The organism is Streptomyces spirodelae, from assembly GCF_017676385.1.
Lineage (GTDB): Bacteria > Actinomycetota > Actinomycetes > Streptomycetales > Streptomycetaceae > Streptomyces > Streptomyces spirodelae.
The window spans coordinates 82,349-97,398 of the sequence record NZ_JAFFZN010000026.1 but is presented as its reverse complement, the minus strand read 5'-3'; the positions used below and the strand labels follow the sequence as shown (position 1 = coordinate 97,398).

Genomic DNA, 15,050 nt, shown 5'->3' with positions numbered 1-15,050 from the left:
TCATCAGCCTGCGTACAGCCGCTCGATGACCTGCCGGTAACGGGACCGGACGACTTTCCTGCGCAGCTTGAGTGACGGGGTCAGCTCCCCGGTCCGCGCGGTCCACTCGCGCTCCAGCAGGTGGTAGCGCCTGACCTGTTCGGGGCGGCTGAGGCGGGCGTTGGCTGCGGCCACGGCACGGTCCACCTCGGCGCGTACGGCCGGGTGCCCGGCCAGCGCCCCGGCGATCGCCTCCGGCGCGAGCCCTGGCGGTACGTCGATCCCGTTGCGGGCCGCCCAGCCCCGCGCCGTCTCGCCGTCCAGGACGAGGAGGGCGACCAGGTAGGGGCGGCCGTCGCCGTGCACCATGGCCTGGCCGATCAGCGGGTGCTCCTTGAGGGTGTTCTCCACCAGCGCCGGCGAGATGTTCTTCCCGGTCGAGGTGACGATCATCTCCTTCTTGCGGTCGGTCAGCCACAGGAAGCCGTCCTCGTCGATCCGCCCGATGTCGCCGGTCGCGAACCAGCCGTCCGCGTCGGTGCCGGGCTCAACCGAACCGTCGGGTCGCAGATAGCCGGTGAAGAGGGTGGAGCCGCGCACCAGGATCTCCCCGTCCTCGGCCGTACGGATCTCGGTGCCCTCCAGCGGGCGCCCGACCGCGCCGAGCCGGAAGGCGGCGGGGCCGTTGAGGGTGAGGGCGCCGGTCGTCTCCGTCAGCCCCCAGGCGTCCATGATCGGGACACCGAGGCCGGCCCAGAAGTCGAGCACATCGGGCGGCATCGGCGCCGAGGCGCTGGCGGACCAGACCAGCCGGTCGAGGCCGAAGGGCGCCAGCAGCGGCTGGAGCACCTCGCTGCGGGCCTTCTCGTACGCGGCTTCCGGCCCGGACTCCTGCGGGAGGCCGCGCTCCCGGCGGCGCACCTGGGCGCGGGCCGCTTCCGCCGCCTCCGCCACGGCGGCCCTGCGCGGCTCGGGCAGCGCCTCCAGCCGGGCGCGTAGCGCCGCGGCCAGCTTCTCCCATACGCGCGGCACCCCGAAGAACTCCGCCGGGCGCAGCTCCCGCACCAGCGCGGCCACCTGTGCGGGGTCGGGGCACAGATGGACGTGCGAGGCGCGGAGGACCGGCAGGTAGATGCCCAGCATCCGCTCGGCGATATGGGCGAAGGGCAGGTAGCAGATGTGATCGGCGTGGTCGGGCAGCTCGGCGATGCCGTCCAGTGCGATGCCGTTGAGGACGACATTGCGGTGGCTGATGACCACGCCTTTGGGGTCTCCTGTGGTGCCCGAGGTGTAGACGACGGTCACCGGGTCCTCGGCCCACGCCCGGCGCCAGGTCTCCTCGAAGGCGGCGGGCGCGTACGGGCGCGGCAGGGAGCGCCAGGGGGTGTGCGGGCCCACGGCGTCCGCGTCGGCAACCACGAGCCGCCGGAGGTGTCCTGGAGCCTTCTCGTCCTCTCCCTCGGGTGCCAGCAGCGGCTCCCAGCGGGCTCGTTCCTCGGCGCCCCCGACGACGGCGAGGCGGGCGCGGGAGTGCCGGGCGATATGGGCGATCTGCTCGGGTGCCGCCGTGCTGTAGACGGTGACGGGGACGGCTCCCAGGTGGACGAGGGCGAGGTCGGTCAGCCAGTGCTCGGGCCGGTTGTCCATCATCAGCAGCACGTGTTCGCCCCGGGTGACGCCCAGCGCGCCGAGTCCGGCGGCCACTTCGGCGATCCGGTGCCGGGCCTCGGCCCAGGTGAGTGTGGTGCGCGCGTCGGCCGTGTACCGCCCGTCGCGGTACCAGGTCAGGGCCGGCAGGTCGCCGTGGTCGTGGACGTTGCGCAGCAGCAGGTCCGGGACGGTCAGCTCGGACGGGTCCTTGGTCAGCCGCAGGATCGTCGTCATGACACCTCCGCGCGTGAAGGTGGGCCGAAGGTTTCACAAGAGTGGTGAGACAGCAATACTGTTGAACATGATCGGTACGGTCGGCACCCCCGTGGTGCCGCAGTGAGAGAGGCGCGGCCAATGGAGCGACAGGACGGGCCGGTGGACGGACCTGTGGAAGGGCCCACCGGCCAGCTCACCGTCGACCAGCTCGCGGCCCGCGCGGGTGTGACCGTGCGTACAGTCCGTTTCTACAGCACGCGGGGCCTGCTGCCGCCGCCCACGATCGGCCCCCGCCGTGTCGGCCGGTACGGCCCCGAGCACCTCTCCCGGCTGGCACTCATCGAGGAGTTGCAGAACCAGGGCATGACGCTGGCCGCCATCGAGCGCTATCTGCAGCGGCTCCCGGACGACATCAGCGCCCACGATCTGGCGATCCACCGCGCGGTGGTCGCCTCCTGGATGCCGGACACGGTCGATGAGACGACCCGCGTGCAACTGGAGGGCCGCGTCGGCCGGGAGCTGACCGACGACGACCTGGAGCGGCTGGAGGCGATGAGCGTCCTGGCCCGTACGGACGACCCCGAGGTCTTCCGCGTCGATCCGGCGCTGGTGCAGCTGGGGGTGCGGCTGCTGGACGTGCCGATCTCGCAGGAGGCGATCCTGGCGGCGCGCGAGGTGATGATGGAGCACACCCGCTCGGCCGCGCGGGAGCTGAGCCGCCTCTTCAAGCGCGAGGTGTGGGACCCGTACCGGGGCGTGGAGTCGGACCCGCAGCGGCTGCAGCGGATGAAGTCGCTCTCCGCGCATATGCAGCCGATGGTGGTGCAGGCCCTGGTGACGGCCTTCCAGCGGTCGATGAAGGAGGAACTGCGCGAGGTCTTCCCCCCGGACCCCGCGCCCCTCCCCCGGCCTCCGGCCGGGAGGTAACCCCAGGGGCGCGGGGAACCACGCGAGCGACCACAAACGACCCGCAGCCCGCGAACGACCGAAAGGGGCACCCCCTGATCAGAAGCGAACCGCGGACCCTCAGTCGCTGAAGGTCTCACCCCCGGCGGCTTTCTCCGCGAGCAGCGCGGGCACCGCGAACCGCTCTCCGTAGCGCTCGCCCAGCTCACGGGCGCGGGCCACGAATCCGGGCAGCCCGCCCTGGTAGCCGTTGATGTACTGGAGCACGCCGCCGGTCCACGCGGGGAAGCCGATGCCCATGATGGAGCCGATATTGGCGTCGGCGACGGTGGTGAGCACGCCCTCCTCGAACAGCCGCACAGTATCCAGCGCCTCGGAGAAGAGCATCCGCTCCTTCATGTCCTCGAACGGGATATCGGCGCCGCCCTCCCTGGCGAAGTGCTCGCGCAGCCCCGGCCACAGCCCGAGGCGCTTGCCGCTCTCGTCGTAGTCGTAGAAGCCCGCGCCGCCGCTGCGTCCGGTCCGGCCGAACTCGTCCACCATCCGGTCCAGGACGGTGTCGGCCGGGTGTGCGGGCAGGTCCTTGCCCTCGGCGCGCAGCGCCTGCCGGGTCTCGTCACGGATCCTGCGCGGCAGGGTGAGGGTGAGGTCGTCCATCAGCGAGAGCACCTTGGCCGGGTAGCCCGCCTGTGCCGCGGCCTGCTCGACGGTTGCCGGGTCCACGCCCTCGGCCAGCAGCGCGACGCCCTCGTTGATGAAGTGGCCGATGACCCGGGAGGTGAAGAAGCCCCGCGAGTCGTTGACGACGATCGGCGTCTTGCCGATCTGCCGCACCAGGTCGAAGGCGCGGGCCAGCGCCTCGTCCCCGGTCTCCTCGCCCTTGATGATCTCGACAAGCGGCATCTTGTCGACGGGTGAGAAGAAGTGCAGTCCGATGAAGTCGCCCCGGCGCTCCACACCTTCGGCGAGCGAGGTGATCGGCAGGGTGGAGGTGTTCGAACACAGCAGGGCCTCTGGCGCCACGAGGTGCTGGATCTCCTGGAACACCTTGTGCTTGAGCGCGGGGTCCTCGAACACCGCCTCGATCACCGCGTCACACCCGGCCACCGCCTGCGGGTCGGCGGTGGGCGTGATCCGGGCCAGCAGATCGTCCCGCTTCGCCTCGGTGGTCCTCCCGCGTGAGAGCGCCTTCTCCAGCAGTCCGGCGGAGTACGCCTTGCCCTTCTCGGCTGCCTCCTGGGAGACGTCCTTGAGCACCACCTCGATGCCCGCCTTCGCACAGGAGTAGGCGATACCGGCGCCCATCATGCCCGCGCCCAGCACGGCGACCTTGGCGACCTTGCGCTCGGCGATCCCCTGCGGCCTGCTGCGGCCGGCGTTGACGGCCTGGAGGTCGAAGAAGAACGCCTGGATCATATTGGTGGAGATCTGTCCGCAGGCCAGCTCCACGAAGTAGCGGGCCTCGATCACCTGCGCCGTCTCGAAGTCCACCTGGGCGCCCTCGACGGCCGCCGCGAGGATGTTGCGCTGCGCGGGGTAGGGCGCGCCGCCCGTCTGCTTCTTGAGGTTGGCGGGGAATGCGGGCAGGTTCTCCGCGAACCTGGGGTGCGCCGGTGTACCGCCGGGGATCTTGTAGCCCTTGACGTCCCAGGGCTGCCGCGCCGTGGGGTTGGCCTCGATGAAGGCGCGGGCAGCGGCCGTCAGCTCCTCTGGCGTGGCGGCGACCTCGTGGACCAGGCCGACCTCCTTGGCCCTGCCCGGCCGGTACTGCTGGCCCTGGAGCAGCACGTTCAGCAGCGCGTCCGTGATGCCCAGCAGCCGTACCGTACGGGTGACGCCGCCGCCCGCGGGGAGCAGGCCCAAGGTGGCCTCGGGGCAGCCGATCTTCGCGCCCTCGGCGTCGAGCGCGACCCGGTGGTGGCAGGCGAGCGCGATCTCCAGTCCGCCGCCCAGCGCGGTGCCGTTGATCGCCGCCACGACCGGTACGCCGAGGGTCTCGATCCGGCGCAGGTCGCGCTTGACCTGCATGCCGTAGTCGAAGACCTCCTGGGCGGTCTCGGGGCGCGCCGCGATGAGCAGTCGCAGATCGCCGCCCGCGAAGAAGGACTTCTTCGCGGAGGTCACGATGACGCCCCGCAGTTCGTCCTTCTCGGCCTCCAGCCGGTCGGCGACGGCGGTGAGGGAGGCCCGGAAGGCCGTGTTCATGGTGTTGGCGGACTGGTCGGGGTCGTCGAGGGTGAGGGTGACGATCCCGTCGCTGTCCTTGTCCCAGCGGATGGTCGACGACGCGGTGGATTCAGGCATGGGTGTCTCGTCTCCAGGTGAGGGGCAGGTCTTCTCAGGTGCGGGGAGAGGGCGGTGCGGGGAGCTGCTTCGGCTAGACCCTCTCGATCACGGTGGCGACGCCCATGCCGCCTCCCACGCACAGCGTGACCAGCCCGTACCGCTGCTGAGTGCGCTCCAGCTCGTCGATGCACGTACCGAGCAGCATCGCGCCCGTTGCACCCAGCGGATGTCCCATGGCGATGGCGCCGCCGTTGACGTTCACCTTCTCCAGGGGCAGTTCCATGTCCTTGACGAACCGGAGGACGACGGCCGCGAACGCCTCGTTCATCTCCGCGACGGCGATGTCGTCCACCGTCAGCCCGGCCTTGGCCAGGGCCTTGCGGCAGGCCGGTGCCGGTCCCGTGAGCATGATGGTCGGGTCCGCACCGGAGACGGCGGCGGAGACGATGCGTGCCCGGGGGCGCAGCCCGTACCGCTTGCCGACCTCCTCGCTGCCGACGGCGACCAGCGCCGAACCGTCCACGATGCCGGAGGAGTTGCCCGCGTGGTGCACGTGGTCGATCCGCTCGACCCAGTGGTACTTCTGCAGCGCGACGGCGTCGAATCCGCCCATCTCCCCAATGGCGGCGAACGACGGCTTGAGGCCCGCGAGGGTGTCGACGGTGGTGCCGGGGCGCATGTGCTCGTCGTGGTCGAGGACGGTGAGTCCGTTGCGGTCCCGCACCGGGACCACGGAGCGCTCGAACCGGCCCTGTTTCCACGCCTCGGCGGCCAGTTCCTGGGAGCGCGCCGCGTACTCGTCCACGTCGCGGCGGCTGAAGCCCTCCAGGGTGGCGATCAGATCGGCGCCGATGCCCTGCGGGACGAAGCCGGTCTCGAAGCTGGTCATCGGGTCGTTGAACCAGGCGCCGCCGTCCGAGCCCATCTTCACCCGGGACATGGACTCCACACCGCCCGCCAGCACCAGATCCTCCCAGCCGGAACGGACCTTGGCCGCTGCCATGTTGACGGCTTCGAGACCGGAGGCGCAGAAGCGGTTCTCCTGGACGCCCGCGACGGTGTCCGGCAGTCCTGCGGCGAGAGCTGCGATCTTGGCGATGTCGGAGCCCTGGTCGCCCAGCGGGCTGACGACACCCAGCACGATGTCGTCGATGGCCCCCGGGTCCAGCTCGGGCATCCGACGGCGCAGCTCGTCGATGAGGCCGACGACGAGGTCGACGGGCTTGGTGCCGTGCAGCGCGCCATCGGCCTTGCCGCGCCCTCGCGGGGTGCGGATGGCCTCGTACAGATACGCTTCTGAGCTCACGAGGGGGTGCCTTTCGTACGGGGCGGAGGGTGCGGTTTACAGGGGGCGCGGGGGCGCGGCCGCAGCGGGACGGTTCAGTTGAGCAGGGACCGGCCGATGATCTCCTTCATGATCTCGGTGGTCCCGCCGTAGATGGTCTGGATCCGGCCGTCGGTGAACGCCTTGGCGACCCGGTACTCGTTCATGTAGCCGTAGCCGCCGTGCAACTGGAGGCAGCGGTCGGCGGCGCGCTTCTGCAGTTCGGTCGCCCACCACTTGGCCATGGAGGCGTGCACCGCGTCCAGTTCCCCCTTGGCGTGGTCGGCGATGCAGCGGTCCAGGAAGGAGCGGGTGACGGCGCACTCGGTGGCCAGTTCGGCGATCTCGAAGCGGATGTGCTGGAGCTTGGCGAGCGGCCGCCCGAACGCGGTGCGCTCCTTGACGTATGCGGTGGTCAGCTCCAGCAGATGCTCGGCGGCGGCGATACCGGAGACGGCGATGGCCATCCGCTCCTGGGCGAGGTTGGTCATCAAGTGCGTGAAGGCGCCGTTGAGTTCCCCGAGCAGGTTCTCCTTGGGCACGTGGACGTCGGTGAAGAACAGCTCGGCGGTGTCCTGCGCCTTCTGGCCGATCTTGTCCAGGTTGCGGCCGCGCTCGAAGCCCGCCATACCGCGCTCCACCACGAGCAGGCTCATACCGTGCGCCCCGCCCTCGGGCGTCGTCCTGGCCACGACCACCACCAGGTCGGCGAGGATGCCGTTGGAGATGAACGTCTTCGAGCCATTCAGCAGCCAGTGGTCGCCCCTGTCCTCGGCCGTCGTACGGATGGCCTGGAGGTCGGAGCCGGCGCCCGGTTCGGTCATGGCGATGGCGGTGATGGTCTCGCCCGTGCAGAACCCCGGCAGCCAGCGCTGTTTCTGCTCGTCGGTCGCCAAGGAGATCAGGTAGGGGCCGACGATGTCGTTGTGCAGCCCGATGGCCAGGCCCGGAGCACCCGCACGGGTGAACTCCTCGGCGAGGACGGCGGCGTAGCGGAAGTCCGGCTCTCCCCCGCCGCCGTACTCCTCGGGGACCGCGAGCCCGAGCAGCCCCTGGCGGCCCGCCGCGCGCCACACATCGCGGGAGGTGACACCGTCCTGCTCCCACTGCGCGTAGTGGGGCTCCACCTCCTTGGCCAGGAAGGTGCGCACGGTCTGCCGGAACGCCTCGTGGTCCTCGGTGAAGATCTGCCGCTTCATCTGATGCTTCATGGGGTGGGGTGGTCTCCTTCGCGGGACGCGGCGGGTGCGGCGGGTGCGTACGCCGTCAGGGCAGGGACGTCCCAGTCGCGGGCGACCTCGGCCGTGTGCGCGCCCGGCTCGGCCGGACCCGAGGCGATACGGGTGGGCGTGGCGGAGAACCGGGGCGCCGGGGCCGGCTGGGTGATGCCGCTGTGCTCGACGTAGGTGCCGCGCGCCGCCAGCTGCGGATGGGACGGCGCCTCGGCCGGCGAGAGCACCGGCGCGACGCAGGCGTCGGTGTCCTGGAAGATCGCCGTCCACTCGGCGCGGGTACGGGAAGCGAACCGGGCGGCGATCAGCTGCCGCAGCTCCTCCCAGGCTGTGAGGTCCTCGCGGGGCGGGGCCTCGTCTGCGATGCCCAGCAGGCGGACGAACTCCGCGTAGAACGCGGGCTCCAGGGCACCGACGGCCATGTAACCGCCGTCGGAGGTGGCGTAGGTGCCGTAGAAGGGGCAGCCGCCGTCCAGCAGGTTGGCGGCGCGGCGGTCGCGCCAGCTGCCCGCGGCGCGCAGCCCCTGGATCATCGCCGTCAGGTGGCTCGTACCGTCCACGATCGCCGCGTCCACGACCTGGCCCGCGCCCTGCGGACCGCGCGCGTGATGCAGCGCGGCCAGCACGCCGATGACGAGGTAGAGGGAGCCGCCCGCGTAGTCGCCCAGCAGGTTGGCGGGTGCGACGGGCGGGCCCTCGGCGGGGCCTGTCATGCCGAGCGCTCCGGTGACGGCGATGTAGCCGATGTCGTGCCCGGCCCGCTGGGCCAGTGGACCGTCCTGGCCCCAGCCGGTCATCCGGCCGTAGACCAGGCGCGGGTTGCGGGCCAGACAGACCTCGGGGCCGACGCCGAGCCGTTCGGCGACGCCGGGCCTGAACCCCTCGATCAGGACGTCGGCGCGCTCGGCGAGGGAGAGCGCTGCGGCGACTCCCGTCTGCTGTTTGAGGTCGAGGACGACCGAGCGCTTGTTGCGGTTGGTGACGTCGTACTCCGGCGCGACGGCGAGCGCACCGCCCCCGGGGCGGTCGACACGGACGACGTCGGCGCCCAGATCGGCCAGCGTCATGGCGGCGAAGGGGCCCGGTCCGATCCCGGCCAGCTCCAGTACGCGCACCCCGGCCAGTGGGCCCCCGGCGGGGGCTCCGGCGTCTTCTTCCGCTGCTGCCATCGGGCCCCCAGCGCTGTGACACAACTGATGTAACACCGGTGATGCTATGAACAGCCCCGGCAATCCACAACCCCCCGCGGGGACGCCGGGGGACGGCCGCATCCCGCGGGACACCGGCTCGGGCAGCGGCTCGGGCAGCGGCTCGGGCAGCGGCACGGCCATGCACAGCCGCCGGCTCGGCCACATGCACGCCCGCGCCGAAAGCCACGGCCGAAAGCCGCCAGCGCACCCGGCGGGGAGCGGAGCAGCCTGGGTGCATGGACACCAGCTACGAGATCCGGGCGATCGCGCCCCGCACACTGGCCGAACTGCGCACACGCGACGACGCGGGCGCCCCGCCACGCCGGGTGGTGGACGAGGAGGGCGGCAACCCGCTGCGCTGCTGCCTGGAGCGGAGCAAACCGGGCGAGACCCTCGCCCTCGTCTCCTATGCCCCGCTGCGCCGCTGGGCACAGGAGACGGGAGCGGACCCCGGCCCCTACGACGAAGTGGGGCCCGTCTTCATCCACCCGCACGACTGCGGCGGCTGGGCGGGAGCCCCGGACGGCGGCTATCCGGAGGCGCTGCGCGGCGAACGGCGCTCTCTGCGCGCCTACTCGGCGCAGGGCCACATCCTGGGCGGGCTGCTGCTGGACCAGGAACAGGAGGGGACCGAGTCACTGGAAGAGGGACTGGCCCGGGTCTACGAGGACCCCCGGGTGGCGGCCGTGCACGTACGGGCGGTCGAGTTCGGCTGCTTCCAGCTGGAGACCCGGAGGGCCGGCGCCCGCTGAGCCGCCGGGAGGCATGTCCCCCGGAAGTGGGATGGACAGCTGACCGGGTGATGCGTAAAGTTGCGTGAAAGTCAGAGATTTCACGCAGCTTTACGCACCGGGCCCAGGGGCTCCGGTTCAGGAGGGGGTCCCAGGTATGAGCGAGACGGCGTACATGGAGCAGGAGTTGCGCAGCCAGCCGGAGACCTGGCGGGCGGCGGCCAGGATCGGCTCCGGTGACACCCCTCTTCCTGCGGCGGGCGCCCGGGTGGCCGTGGTCGGCTGCGGCACCTCGTGGTTCATGGCCCAGTCGTACGCGGCGCTGCGCGAGAGGGCCGGGCTGGGTGTCACGGACGCGTTCGCCGCCTCGGAAGCCTTCCTCGGCGAGGCCCGGGGGTACGACGCGGTGGTAGCGATCACCCGCTCCGGCACCACGACAGAGGTGCTGCGCGTACTGGAGGCGGTACGCGGCCGCATTCCCACGGTCACGGTGCTGGGCGACCCGGACACTCCGGCGACACCGCTGTCGGACGAGACGGTGGCGCTGCCCTTCGCCGACGAGAAGTCCGTGGTGCAGACCCGCTTCGCCACCTCGGCCCTGGCACTGCTGAGGGCACATCTGGGCGAGGATCTGGCGGGCCCGGTGGGCGAAGCGGAGGAGGCGCTGGCCGTCCCGCTGGAGCAGGAGTGGCTGGAGGCCGAGCAGTTCACCTTCCTCGGCACGGGGTGGACCTTCGGACTGGCCAACGAGGCCGCGCTGAAGATGCGGGAGGCGTCCCAGAGCTGGACGGAGTCCTACCCCGCCATGGAGTACCGGCACGGGCCGATAGCCATCGCCGCGCCCGGGCGGGTCACCTGGCTGTTCGGTGAGGCACCGGAGGGGCTGGAGGGCGAGGTGACGGCGACCGGTGGCCGGTTCGTGTGCCACGCCCGTGACCCGCTCGCCGATCTGGTGCTGATCCACCGGGTGGCGCTGGAGCGGGCCCGGGTGCGGGGGCTGGACCCGGACAACCCCCGCAGCCTCACCCGTTCGGTGATGCTGGACGGCTGACTCCCACCCGCTCCGTCCGTACACCCCCGCGCCGGTCGCCGTCCGCCCGCCCCGTCCGGCCCGCCGGTCCCGCACCGTCCAGCCCGCCGGTCCCGCCCGTCCAAGGAGCCCCTCGATGCCCCTGGTTCCCACCTCCTCGATCGTCGCCGACGCCCACGCGGCGGGCATCGGCGCAGCCGCGTTCAACGTCATCCATCTGGAGACCGCCGAGGCGCTGGTCGCGGCCGCCGACCAGACCGGCCTTCCGCTGATCCTGCAGATCAGCGAGAACTGTGTGCGCTACCACGGCAGTCTGCTGCCGGTCACCCGTGCCGCCCTGGCGCTGGCGGAAGCCGCGCGGACAGCTGTCTCGGTGCATCTGGACCACATCACCGATGCCGACCTGATCCGGCAGGGGGTGGCGGCCGGTGTCGGCTCGGTGATGATCGACGCCTCCACGCTGCCCTTCGCCCAGAACGTGGCGACGACCGCGCGGCTGACCTCCTGGTGCCACGACCGGGGGGTGTTCGTCGAGGCGGAGTTGGGCGAGGTCGGCGGGAAGGACGGGGTGCACGCCCCCGGGGTGCGGACCGACCCCGACGAGGCGCTGGCGTTCGTCACGGCCACGGGCGTGGACGCGCTGGCCGTCGCGGTGGGGTCCTCGCACGCGATGCGGGAGCGCACGGCGAAGCTCGACCTGGAGCTGATCGGGCGCCTGCGGGAGAAGCTCCCGGTACCGCTGGTGCTGCACGGCTCCTCGGGGGTTCCCGACGAGGAGCTGAGAGCGGCCATCGCGGCAGGGATGACCAAGATCAATATATCGACGCATCTCGTCTCGGTCTTCACCCAGGGCGTGCGTAAGGTACTGGAGGCCGATCCCGCGCTCATCGACTCGCGCAAGTACGTCGCCCCGGCGCGGGACGCGGTCCGCGGCGAGGCGGCGCGGCTGCTGCACGTGCTCGGGGGCGAGGGGCGGAAGAAGGAGACGACGTCAGGTGAAGCGCCATGAGCGGATGAACGCTCTGCTCGAACTGCTGGGTGAGCGCGGCAGCGTGGAGGTGGAGGAGGCCGCCACCGCACTGGAGGTCTCGGCGGCGACGATGCGGCGCGATATGGACGCCCTGGCCGAGCAGCAGTTGCTCACCCGCACCCGGGGTGGCGCGGTGCTCAGCGCCGTGACCTACGACCTGCCGATCCGCTACAAGCGCGGGCACCACACGGGCGCGAAGCAGTCGCTGGCCCGGGCCGCCGCCGCGATGGTGGAGCGCGGCAGCGTGGTGGGGCTCAGCGGCGGGACGACGACCACGGAGATCGCCCGGGCGCTGACGACCCGCCCCGATCTGGCCGAGCCCGGCCCGCAGCCGCAGCTGACGATCGTGACCAACGCGCTGAACATCGCCTATGAGCTGGCGGTACGGCCGCAGGTCAAGACGGTGTTGACGGGTGGGGTGGCGCACTCCCGGACGTTCGAGCTGACGGGCCCGTACAGCGAGCTGGTGCTGGGCGAGATCACCGTGGACATCGCCTTCATCGGCGCCAACGGGATGGACCCCGAGGAAGGCGCAACGGTGCACGACGAGTCGGAGGGGCGGATCAACGGACTGATGGCGCAGCGCGCTGAGCGGGCCGTGGTGGTCACCGACTCCTCGAAGGTCGGCGTCCGCTGCTTCGCCCGGATCGGCGGCCCTGAGCTGTTCGACACCTTCCTCACGGACAGCGGCATCCCGGATGCCGCCCGCCGCCGGTTCGAGGAGCGGGGGCTGACCACCGTGCTGGCGGAGCCGGACCCGGACGACTGAGCGCTACGGGACGCTGCGTCGGCCTCCCGGTACGCTCCGACGATCCGTCCCGGCCCCGGCGGCGCACGGGACAGCACCCGAGCCCTGGCGGCGGCGCGACCGATCGGCTCGTCTGCTTTCAGATCAACTACCGGGTGTCCCCGGCACGGCCTGTTCGGCCCAGATCACTTTCCCGTCCTCGGTGTAGCGGGTGCCCCAGCGTGCGGTGAGCTGGGCAACGAGAAAGAGACCCCGTCCGCCCTCGTCCATTGTGGCCGCGTAGCGCAGATGCGGCGAGGTCAGGCTGCGGTCGTAGACCTCGCAGGTGAGCAGGCGGTCGTGCAGCAGCCGCACCTTGATGGGCCCGACGCCGTAGCGCATGGCGTTGGTGATCAGCTCGCTGAGGATCAGCTCCGTGGTGTCAGCGAGGCTCTCCAGTCCCCACTCCACCAGCCGTGCCGAGACGGCGGCGCGGACACGGTGAACGGCCGCGGGGTCCGACTCCACGTCCCACTCTGCGATCTGTCCGGCCCCCAGCACGCGGGTTCGGGCGACGAGCAGCGCGATGTCGTCGCTCTGGACCTCCGGAAGGAGGGCGTCGAGCACGGCGTCACACGTCTGCTCGGGTGACTGGTCCGCTCCCGAGAGGGTCTCGCGGAGCAGTCGAAGCCCTATATCGATGTCCTGCCCGCGGCGCTCGATGAGGCCGTCGGTGAACAGGACGAGCCTGCTGCCCTCGGGCAGGCGCAGCTCGATGGATTCGAAGGGCAGCCCGCCGATGCCGAGGGGAAGACCCGAGGGCACGTCCAGGAACTCCACTGTGCCGTCGGGGTGTGCGAGGGCGGGTGCCGGATGGCCGGCCCTGGCGATGGCGCAGCTGCGGGAGACGGAGTCGTAGATCGCGTACAGGCAGGTGGCGCCGGTGATGGTGGTCTCGCTGCCGGCCGCGGCGGCCTCCTGGTCGGTCAGGGTGACCAACTCGTCGAGGTGGCCCAGGAGCTCGTCGGGCGGCGGATCGAGGGAGGAGAAGTTGTGCACTGCGGTGCGCAGCCGACCCATGGTGGCGGCGGCGTGCAGCCCGTGCCCGACCACGTCGCCCATCACCAGGGCGACGCGGGCGCCCGGCAGGGGGATGACATCGAACCAGTCGCCGCCGACTCCCTCCTGCGCGGGGAGGTAGCGGTAGGCGACGTCCACGGCGTTCTGTTCCGGCAGGGCACGGGGCAGCAGGCTGCGCTGAAGTGCCACGGCCATGCCGTGCTCGCGGGTGTAGCGGCGTGCGTTGTCGAGGGACACGGCGGCGTGGGCCGCCAGTTCCGCCGCCAGGGAGAGATCGTCCTGCTCGAAGGGGTCGGAGCCGTCCGCGCGCCAGAAGTTGGCCACTCCCAGCAGCACGCCGCGTGCGGGCAGCGGTGCCGTGATCAGTGAGTGGATTCCGAAGTCGAGGATGCGCTGGGCCCGCGCCTGATCCACCTCCTGCCACCCCGGGGAGTCACGCAGCCTGGGCACCAGAATCGCCTGCCCGCTCTCGACGGTGCGGGCGGTGGGCGACGACGGCACAAAGGTGATCAGTTCGCCGAGGGAGAAGAAGGGAACGTCCTCGCGGATACCGCCGACGGCAGCGCGCCGCATTCGCGTACCGCCGCCGGAGACGCTGCCGTTCATCCCTGGTTCGTCGCCGCGCAGCACGGGCTCGGCCAAGTCGACGGTGACGTAGTCCGCGAAACGCGGAACCGCCGCCTGTGTCAGCTCCTCGGCCGTATGAGTGACATCCAGGGTGGTGCCGATGGCGCTGGTCGCGTCGTAGAGGAACTCCAGCCGCTGCCGGATCAGCTCGACCCTCTGCGACGCCTCGCCGATCATCTCCATCACCTCATCGGGGCGGATCTGCTCCTCTCCGACCAAAGCGTCGACCACAAGCCGCGCCGACGCCGCACCGACAGAGCCGGAGAGCTGGGCTTCCGCATGATGGATCAGATCCGGGCTCGCTGCGGCTTCCGGGGACTCGGGCATCGTTCCGGAATAGGAACGCACCACCCGCTCGGCACCCTCACGCCCGAGGAAGCGCTCCAGCATCATCTGCAGCGCGCCGACCGTGGTACGGGCCTGCCAGCGTCGTTCTCCGACGGGCTCCGCGAGAATGTCCACGAACTGCACCGCCTGCGCCCGTTCGGCGGCGCTCGGCCGGACGACGAGTGAGACAGTGACATATCCGCCGATGTTCACCAGCGCGCTCCAGAACATCGCATGGCTGACCGGGTCCAGTCCTGTCAGGCCGAACAGCTGCTGCGGCCGGAGCAGCCAGATGCCGAACGGGCCTTCATCCAAGAACGAGACAGGAAGCAGCCCGGATTCGGCGAAGCTCGGCAGCAGCAGCGTGTACGCCCACATGACGAACCCCGCCACAAGGCCCACCAGCACGCCCCAGCGGGTACCGTTCTTCCAGAACAGGCCGCCGAGGATCGCGGGCGCGAACTGCGCCACGGCCGCGAACGACACCAGGCCGATGGACGCCAGCCCCCGTCCTCCGCCCGTGAGCCGGAAATACGCGTACCCGAGCAGCAGGATCAGCACGATGGCCGCCCGGCGGATGCCCAGTACCAGTCCGGCGGCGTCGTCCCGGTGCGTCAGCCGCGACTTGCCGCGCAGCAGGAGCGGCATCACCAGTGAGTTCGAGACCATGGTGCTGAGCGCGATCGTCTCGACGGTGATCATGGCGGTACCCGCG

General features: G+C 71.2%; 10 protein-coding genes and 1 pseudogene. 5 read left to right on the top strand and 6 right to left on the bottom strand.

All coding sequences use genetic code 11. The features are described from left to right. Positions 1-3: 3 nt before the first annotated feature. Entirely contained in the window at positions 4-1,863 is a 1,860-nt protein-coding gene (locus JW592_RS25085; protein ID WP_209267492.1) for an AMP-dependent synthetase/ligase, read from the bottom strand. 120 nt (positions 1,864-1,983) lie between these two features. Here JW592_RS25085 and JW592_RS25080 point away from each other — a divergent pair, with 120 nt between their 5' ends. Next, positions 1,984-2,772, top strand: a complete 789-nt coding sequence (locus tag JW592_RS25080; protein ID WP_209267491.1) for a MerR family transcriptional regulator — start codon at positions 1,984-1,986, stop codon at positions 2,770-2,772. A gap of 99 nt (positions 2,773-2,871) precedes the next feature. Here the strand turns inward: JW592_RS25080 and JW592_RS25075 are convergent, their stop codons facing one another. The 4 genes from JW592_RS25075 to JW592_RS25060 all read right to left on the bottom strand — a co-directional run bounded on the left by JW592_RS25075 (position 2,872) and on the right by JW592_RS25060 (position 8,762). After that, positions 2,872-5,055 (bottom strand): 3-hydroxyacyl-CoA dehydrogenase NAD-binding domain-containing protein, encoded by a 2,184-nt coding sequence (locus JW592_RS25075; protein ID WP_209267490.1) that lies wholly within the window; start codon positions 5,053-5,055, stop codon positions 2,872-2,874. Between the two features lie 73 nt (positions 5,056-5,128). Continuing rightward, positions 5,129-6,343 (bottom strand): acetyl-CoA C-acetyltransferase, encoded by a 1,215-nt coding sequence (locus JW592_RS25070; protein WP_209267489.1) that lies wholly within the window; start codon positions 6,341-6,343, stop codon positions 5,129-5,131. 74 nt (positions 6,344-6,417) lie between these two features. After that, positions 6,418-7,560 (bottom strand): acyl-CoA dehydrogenase family protein, encoded by a 1,143-nt coding sequence (locus JW592_RS25065; protein ID WP_209267528.1) that lies wholly within the window; start codon positions 7,558-7,560, stop codon positions 6,418-6,420. Between the two features lie 8 nt (positions 7,561-7,568). Next, the gene (locus JW592_RS25060) at positions 7,569-8,762 is read right to left on the bottom strand and encodes a CaiB/BaiF CoA transferase family protein (RefSeq protein ID WP_209267488.1); all 1,194 of its coding nucleotides are present in this window, start codon (positions 8,760-8,762) and stop codon (positions 7,569-7,571) included. 257 nt (positions 8,763-9,019) lie between these two features. On the opposite strand from JW592_RS25060, the gene JW592_RS25055 reads away from it, so the two are divergent. From JW592_RS25055 to JW592_RS25040, 4 genes are all read left to right on the top strand, one after another. Continuing rightward, positions 9,020-9,535 (top strand): DUF1203 domain-containing protein, encoded by a 516-nt coding sequence (locus JW592_RS25055; RefSeq protein WP_209267487.1) that lies wholly within the window; start codon positions 9,020-9,022, stop codon positions 9,533-9,535. 136 nt (positions 9,536-9,671) lie between these two features. Then, the gene (locus tag JW592_RS25050; protein WP_209267486.1) at positions 9,672-10,565 is read left to right on the top strand and encodes an SIS domain-containing protein; all 894 of its coding nucleotides are present in this window, start codon (positions 9,672-9,674) and stop codon (positions 10,563-10,565) included. Positions 10,566-10,680: 115 nt separating this feature from the next. Next, the gene (locus tag JW592_RS25045; RefSeq protein ID WP_209267485.1) at positions 10,681-11,553 is read left to right on the top strand and encodes a class II fructose-bisphosphate aldolase; all 873 of its coding nucleotides are present in this window, start codon (positions 10,681-10,683) and stop codon (positions 11,551-11,553) included. Further along, positions 11,540-12,343, top strand: coding sequence for a DeoR/GlpR family DNA-binding transcription regulator (locus JW592_RS25040; protein WP_307805535.1), 804 nt, complete (start codon positions 11,540-11,542; stop codon positions 12,341-12,343). Before JW592_RS25045 ends, JW592_RS25040 begins: the two co-directional genes overlap by 14 nt. A 123-nt stretch (positions 12,344-12,466) precedes the next feature. Here the strand turns inward: JW592_RS25040 and JW592_RS25035 are convergent. Next, positions 12,467-14,164: pseudogene (locus JW592_RS25035) on the bottom strand (ATP-binding SpoIIE family protein phosphatase); the annotation flags it as partial. Positions 14,165-15,050 lie beyond the last annotated feature (886 nt).

Excerpts from the sequence above, each read along its gene's own strand:
- JW592_RS25080 (WP_209267491.1), top strand. The coding sequence starts at position 1,984 with ATGGAGCGACAGGACGGGCCGGTGGACGGACCTGTGGAAGGGCCCACC.
- JW592_RS25065 (WP_209267528.1), bottom strand. The coding sequence starts at position 7,560 with ATGAAGCGGCAGATCTTCACCGAGGACCACGAGGCGTTCCGGCAGACC.
- JW592_RS25060 (WP_209267488.1), bottom strand. The coding sequence starts at position 8,762 with ATGGCAGCAGCGGAAGAAGACGCCGGAGCCCCCGCCGGGGGCCCACTG.
- JW592_RS25050 (WP_209267486.1), top strand. The coding sequence starts at position 9,672 with ATGAGCGAGACGGCGTACATGGAGCAGGAGTTGCGCAGCCAGCCGGAG.
- JW592_RS25045 (WP_209267485.1), top strand. The coding sequence starts at position 10,681 with ATGCCCCTGGTTCCCACCTCCTCGATCGTCGCCGACGCCCACGCGGCG.
- JW592_RS25075 (WP_209267490.1), bottom strand. The coding sequence starts at position 5,055 with ATGCCTGAATCCACCGCGTCGTCGACCATCCGCTGGGACAAGGACAGC.
- JW592_RS25055 (WP_209267487.1), top strand. The coding sequence starts at position 9,020 with ATGGACACCAGCTACGAGATCCGGGCGATCGCGCCCCGCACACTGGCC.
- JW592_RS25085 (WP_209267492.1), bottom strand. The coding sequence starts at position 1,863 with ATGACGACGATCCTGCGGCTGACCAAGGACCCGTCCGAGCTGACCGTC.